4 protein-coding genes and 1 pseudogene are annotated in these 5,826 nt (G+C 67.8%); 3 read left to right on the top strand and 2 right to left on the bottom strand.

From position 1 onward, the window contains the following. Positions 1 to 524: 524 nt before the first annotated feature. The gene (gene fahA, locus AB0B35_RS41890; protein ID WP_361057437.1) at positions 525 to 1,700 is read right to left on the bottom strand and encodes a fumarylacetoacetase; all 1,176 of its coding nucleotides are present in this window, start codon (positions 1,698 to 1,700) and stop codon (positions 525 to 527) included. Between the two features lie 65 nt (positions 1,701 to 1,765). Then, on the bottom strand, positions 1,766 to 2,599 hold the full coding sequence (locus tag AB0B35_RS41885; RefSeq protein ID WP_361057434.1) for a hypothetical protein: 834 nt from the start codon (positions 2,597 to 2,599) through the stop codon (positions 1,766 to 1,768). Positions 2,600 to 2,709: 110 nt separating this feature from the next. Here AB0B35_RS41885 and AB0B35_RS41880 point away from each other — a divergent pair, with 110 nt between their 5' ends. From AB0B35_RS41880 to AB0B35_RS41870, 3 genes and pseudogenes are all read left to right on the top strand, one after another. Continuing rightward, entirely contained in the window at positions 2,710 to 3,876 is a 1,167-nt protein-coding gene (locus tag AB0B35_RS41880) for a homogentisate 1,2-dioxygenase domain-containing protein (RefSeq protein WP_361057431.1), read from the top strand. A 276-nt stretch (positions 3,877 to 4,152) separates the two neighbouring features. Then, positions 4,153 to 5,643, top strand: coding sequence for a sugar transferase (locus AB0B35_RS41875; protein WP_361057428.1), 1,491 nt, complete (start codon positions 4,153 to 4,155; stop codon positions 5,641 to 5,643). A gap of 37 nt (positions 5,644 to 5,680) precedes the next feature. Beyond that, a pseudogene (locus AB0B35_RS41870) lies at positions 5,681 to 5,826 on the top strand (sulfate adenylyltransferase small subunit); the annotation flags it as partial.

Raw genomic sequence — 5,826 nt, 5'->3', positions numbered from 1 at the left:
CTGTCCATCACCAAAGGAATCATCCGAGGATGATCAATAATTGGCACTTGGCTTAAATAGCACCCTGTTGAGTTCTCAAAGAACAAGCACACACCTTGCCGGTGTCCCACATTGTGGGATCCCGCTCGGGGCAACTCATCCAACTTACCCGGTCTGTCGCTCCGTGTCAAGCGAATCTTTCCTGATTTTCAGGACCGATTTGCATCCATTTCGCGGCTTCCCAGCCCGAACACACCACAGCTACTTCAGTAGCGAGATCAGTTCGGAAGAACCTGCAACCCGGCCGGCGGTCACTTCCGAGATTTTCTCTCGGCGGACTCATCCGCCCGGCTCGTTGCCGGCTCGAAGTACATTACCCGGTCGGTTTCGCGAGCGCAAGTCCCGCACCACCCAGATGTCCCGCGTTTCCCGAACTTCGACTTGAGCTCTTCGCTCGCCGTTTTTGTCCGTTCCGCGCTGGCAGAGAGAACATTACGCAAAGGCTGGGTGACCATGCAAATCGGGGTCGTGCGGCCCCGATCACATTAGACCTGAGCTGGGAAAACAGTCCCTGCGACGGCACCGAGTTCGATGTCTGCCACGCGAGCGCGCAGCACGACGGTGTCTCCGTCGGCCAGGAACGTGCGTTCCTCGCCCTTGACCATGACCGGTTCCCGGCCGCCCCACGTGAGTTCCAGGAACGAACCCACCTCGCCACGCTCCGGACCCGACACCGTGCCCGAGGCGAACAGATCCCCGGTACGCAGGCTCGCGCCGTTCACGGTCAGGTGTGCCAGCTGCTGGGCCGGCGTCCAGTACATGGTGCGGAACGGCGGCGTCGCCACCGTGGTCTCGTTCCACTCGACGGTGATGGCGAGGTCGAGCGCCCGGCGGTCGTCGTCGAGATACGGCAGCACCTGCGGGTCCTGCACGGGCGCCGTGGTCCAGGCATTCTCGCCGAACGCGGCCAGCGGCGTGATCCACGCCGAGACCGAGGTCGCGAAGGACTTGCCCAGGAACGGGCCGAGCGGCTGGTACTCCCAGGCCTGGATGTCGCGGGCCGACCAGTCGTTGACCAGCACCACACCGAACACGTGGTCGGCGAAGCGCTGCCACGGCACCGCCGCGCCCATGGTGGAACCGGCGCCGACCACGAAGCCGACTTCGGCCTCGATGTCCAGGCGACGGCACGGGCCGAAATCACCGGCGGCGCGCTGGCCGCTGGGTCGGACCACCGGCGTGCCGCTGACCACGACGGTGCCCGCCCGGCCGTGATAGCCGATCGGCAGGTGCTTCCAGTTCGGCAGCAGCGGCGGCTGGCCGGGCCGGAAGATCTGGCCGACGTTCGAGGCGTGGTGCTCGGAGGAGTAGAAGTCGACGTAGTCGGCGACAGTCCAGGCCAGCAGGTTGGTCACGGTCGCGAGCGGGAGCAGCAGCGGCTCGGCCGCGGCGCGGTGCCCGGGGTCGCCGAGCAGCTCGGTGAGCCGGGCACGGACCGCGGACCAGTGCGCCGGCCCGAGCGCGAGGAACGCGTCGAGGTTCGGCGCACGGAGGGTGTCCCCCGCGAGAATCAAACCGGCCGCCTCGGCGGCGTCCAAATCAAAAGCAAAATCACCGATGCGTACGGCACACCGGGCCCGCCCGTCGGACGGCACGATGACGCCGTACGGAAGGTGGTTCAGGTCGTAACCGCTGCCGGCGGCTCCGGGCACCCAGGTCATGCCGTCTCCTCTGCGCGCTCGACCGGAACCGGATCCCGGGCGATATTGTTCGTGCGGTGTGCTGTCTATCCTCGCCCGTCGAGCAGGCCGAGTTTCTGCAGGTCCTCGAGTGGTTCGGGGATGCTGCAGGTGCCGAAGCCGATCCACAGCGGCCGCTGGTGAGTGCGGCGCGAGCGCACCGCCTCGATCAGGGTCAGCGGCTGGGTGGTGGCGAGCAGCCCGGCGACTTCGGTCACCTCGGCTCCCTCGGCGGCGGCGCACGCGGCGGCCAGCACGTTGAGGAAGCCGTGGTGGGTGAATCCGGTCTCGGGGTCGGTGTGCCGGATCGCGTGGTGCAGCCCGGCGGTCAGCTTGAACGGCAGTTCGCGCTCGTGGCACGCGATGATCACCGCGGCCAGCTCCATCGGCGTGGGGAACAGCTCGGCGGCCAGGCCGCCCGTGCGGAACTTCGCCGCCACCGGCAGCCCGGTGCCGCGAGCGTCGGCGAGCACGTCGAGCGCGGCCAGCAGCCCCCAGGCCAGCGGGATCTCCGCGTATCCGCGTACCCCGCTCTCGCGTACCCGCTGAAGGAAGTCGTGCAGGGCGGGTGACGGGTCCTCGCCGCGGCGGGCCATGGCGGCCTCGACCTGGACTGTCCGGGCCCTGGTGGGCGGCGGCGCGAAGCAGCCGGCGGCCGGGCCGTCGGCGATCACGCCGACCGACAGCTCTTCGTCCTCGTCCAGGAGCGGGCCGAGGTCGGGCAGCTGGGAGGCGGGCACCAGGAGTGGGCCGACGAGCGGGGCGTACCAGGCGCGGCGGTGCTCGCGGTGGGCCGCCACGGCGTCGGGCAGCGTGGCGCTGCCGGGCGGGAAGACCGCGGCATCGTCGAGCAGCTGGGCCAGCAGCAGTGGCGTTGACATGATCAGTCAATCTAGTGGACGCTACATAGAGCGGACAAGAGTGTCCGATTATCGGACGTCTCTCTTCGTAAAGTGGACACCGCTCCTAAAAGCGACACAGGAGGTTGGCCATGCCGTACTACCGCAGCGTCGGAGAGGTCCCGCGGAAACGGCACACGCAGTTCCGCAAGCCCGACGGCGGCCTCTACGCCGAGGAGCTGATGGGGCAGGAGGGCTTCTCCTCCGACTCCTCGCTGCTCTACCACCGGCACGCGCCGACCGCGATCGTGGCGGCCGAGGAGTTCGACCCGCCCGCCTGGACCAGGCTGCCGAACCGGCCGCTCAAGCCCCGTCACCTGCAGACTCACAAGCTGGACCAGTCCGGCGCGGACGCCGTGCTCGGCCGGCAGCACCTGCTGGCCAACGACGACTGCCGCATCTCGTACGTGCTCGCCGACACCCCGTCGCCGCTGTACCGCAACGCCATCGGCGACGAGTGCCTCTACGTCGAGGCGGGCCGGCTGCGAGTCGAGTCGGTGTTCGGCGTGCTGGAGGCGACCGAGGGCGACTACGTCGTCATCCCCACCTCGGTCGTGCACCGGCTGGTCCCGCTGGAGCCGACCCGGCTGCTGGTCATCGAGGCCACCGGGCACATCGGGCCGCCCAAGCGCTACCTGTCCGTGCGCGGGCAGTTCCTGGAGCACTCCCCCTACTGCGAGCGCGACCTGCGCGGGCCCGACGAGCCGCTGGTCGTCGAGGGCAGTGACGTCGAGGTGCTGGTGCAGCACCGTCGCGGTTGGACCCGGCACGTGTACGCCGAGCACCCGTTCGACGTCGTGGGCTGGGACGGGTGCCTCTACCCGTGGGCGTTCTCGATCCACGACTTCGAGCCGATCACCGGTCGGCTGCACCAGCCGCCGCCGGTGCACCAGACCTTCCAGGGTCCGAATTTCGTGATTTGTTCATTCGTGCCGCGCAAGGTGGATTACCACCCGCTCGCCATCCCGGTGCCGTACAACCACCACAACGTCGACTCCGACGAGATGCTCTTCTACACCGGCGGCGACTACGAGGCACGTCGCGGTTCCGGCATCGGCCAGGGTTCGATCTCGCTGCACCCGTCCGGATTCACCCACGGGCCGCAGCCGGGAGCGGCCGAACGTTCGATCGGGGCGGAACGTTTCGACGAACTAGCCGTCATGGTGGACACATTCCGCCCGTTGGACCTGTGCGAACCGGCCCTCTCCTGCGAAGATCCCGGGTACGCCTGGACGTGGTCTGGCCGGGCCCCGGGGTAACCCGTCGGGCCGGTCCCCCACGACCGCCGAAATTGGACGATGTGGGAATCGGGCGGCCGTCCGCCTTCATTCCCGCATCGTCTTATCCTTGCTCATACTTACGGCTGACGGGATGGGGATCACACCCAGTCCACTAGCTGACAATGACCTGGTTTTAATGTTCCAGACATAGATGTTAAGTAGAGTCAGGACGTCCTGGCGGAGAACTTGGCGTTAAGCCATCACGGCACTTGTGCCGGTGCGATCGCCAGCAGGCACTTCAGTGGGGAGCTGAGAGTGACTACCGTCCACATCGGTGCGTCGAGCAAGGCAGGTCACGGGGTACGGGGCCACCGCACAACTACGCTGACCAGGACCCTCCCGGGCGCACGGACGCGCTGGGAGTCCCGCTACGTCAAGAGCCTCGTGCTCTCCGACGGGGCGGTCGGGCTCGTCGCCGCCCTCGTCGCGCTGAAGGTGATCTTCGGTCGGACCGACCTGGTCGAGTACGTGGCATTCAGTCTTTCCCTACCGACGATATGGATTATCGCGCTATTCGCCAACCGCGCATACGACCGGCGTTATCTGTTCGTCGGTAATGACGAGTACCAGCGCGTTCTGCACAGCGGCCTGGTGCTCGCCGCGGTCATCGGACTCGCCTCCTACTTCCTGCACCTCGGGGTCGCCCGCGGCTACGTCGTCATCGCGGTGCCGATCGTCACCGTGTACGGCATCATCAGCCGCTACACCCTGCGCCGCCGGCTGCACCGCGCCTGGGCCCAGGGCAAGTGCCTGCGGCAGGTCGTCGTGGTCGGCCACGAGAGCTCGGTGGTGGCGCTGACCCGCCAGCTGCGGCACGAGCGCTACCACGGCCTCGGCGTCGTCGCGGCCTGCGTGCCCGCCCTGCGCACCGGCTCTCCCCTGGCCGGCATGGGCATCCTGGTGTACGACAACATCCACCAGGTCTCCGCCGTCGTCGGCGAGGTCGGCGCCGACATGGTCGTCGTGCTCTCCTGCCCCGAGCTCGAAGGCGCCGAACTGCGCCGCCTCGCCTGGAGCCTGGAGAACCAGAAGGTCGACCTGATGGTCGCCAGCGCCCTGTTCGACATCGCCAACAGCCGCACCACCATCCGCCCGGCCGACGGCCTGCCGATGCTGCACCTGGACCACCCGCGGTTCACCGGCATCGGCCGCCTCGTCAAGAACATCACCGACCGGGTGCTCGCCGCGATCGCGCTGACCCTGCTCGCGCCGCTGCTGCTCGCCTGCGCGCTGATGATCCGCTTCGGCAACGGCCGCGGCCCGGCGCTGTTCCGCCAGGTGCGTGTCGGCCAGCACCGCCGCGAGTTCGTCATCTACAAGTTCCGCACCATGTACACCGACGCCGAGGACCGGTTGCAGGACCTGCGCCACCTCAACGAGCACGACGGCGTGCTGTTCAAGATGAAGAACGACCCGCGCGTGACCCCCATCGGCCGGTGGCTGCGCCGGTACTCGATCGACGAGCTGCCCCAGCTGATCAATGTGCTGAAGGGCGAGATGTCCCTGGTCGGGCCCCGCCCGCCGCTGGACTCCGAGGTCGACCAGTACCCGGCGGACATGCACCGGCGGCTCGTGGTCAAGCCGGGTCTGACCGGCCTGTGGCAGGTCTCCGGGCGCTCCGACCTCTCCTGGGAGGAGTCCATGCGCCTGGACCTCCGCTACGTCGAGAACTGGTCGCTGACCCTCGACGTGGTCATCCTGCTGCGCACCTGCACGGCTGTCCTGCGCAGTTCCGGCGCCTACTGACGGCCGCGGCCGGCGAAAGAAAGAGGAGACGACACCAGTGACGACGTTCCAGGTTTCGCATCTTGACGCCCTCGAGGCGGAGAGTGTGTTCGTGATGCGGGAGGTGGTGGCGGAGTTCGAGCGTCCGGTGCTGCTGTTCTCGGGTGGCAAGGATTCGATCGTGATGCTGCGCCTGGCGCAGAA

This window comes from Catellatospora sp. NPDC049133, from assembly GCF_040648455.1.
GTDB classification, from domain to species: Bacteria; Actinomycetota; Actinomycetes; order Mycobacteriales; family Micromonosporaceae; genus Catellatospora; species Catellatospora aurea.
This window is presented reverse-complemented; position numbering and strand designations above follow the sequence as displayed.